The 415-nt window shown below is 74.6% G+C and carries 1 pseudogene; it reads right to left on the reverse strand.

Annotated features, from left to right (window positions below):
- Positions 1-17 precede the first annotated feature (17 nt).
- A pseudogene (locus AB4Z35_RS30795) lies at positions 18-415 on the reverse strand (hypothetical protein); the annotation flags it as partial.

The following is a 415-nucleotide window of genomic DNA, read 5'->3' on the forward strand; positions in this document are numbered from 1 at the left end:
GTCTGTAGGGTTGCGGGTCAGCCGGCGCGCAGCTGGCCGAGGCCGAGCGCCCGCACCGGGCGGTCGCCGAGTTGCCAGAGCGCGTCGAGCAGGCGTGCGGCGGGGCCGGCGCCGATCACGGGCGCGCCGAGTTCCATGAATTTGTCGGTCAGCATGGCGTCGTCGAGCGGCGCCTCGGGGTCGCCCCGGCGGTACGGGGCGAAGTGGGTGTACCGGCTCCCATCGGCCATCTCGATCTCCACGCGCGCGGCGCGCTGGCGCGGGAAGGCGGCGGTCAGGTCGGCGTCGGCGGTCAGCGTGATGCGGGCCATCAGCGCGCGGATGGCGGGGTCGGCCATGYGCTGGGGCTGGAAGGCATCGAGCCGCACGGCGCCGTGCAAGAGCCCGTGCGCCACCACGTAGGGCAGGCTGAAGC

Source organism: Pseudomonas sp. KB_15 (assembly GCF_052114525.1).
Lineage (GTDB): Bacteria > Pseudomonadota > Gammaproteobacteria > Pseudomonadales > Pseudomonadaceae > Aquipseudomonas.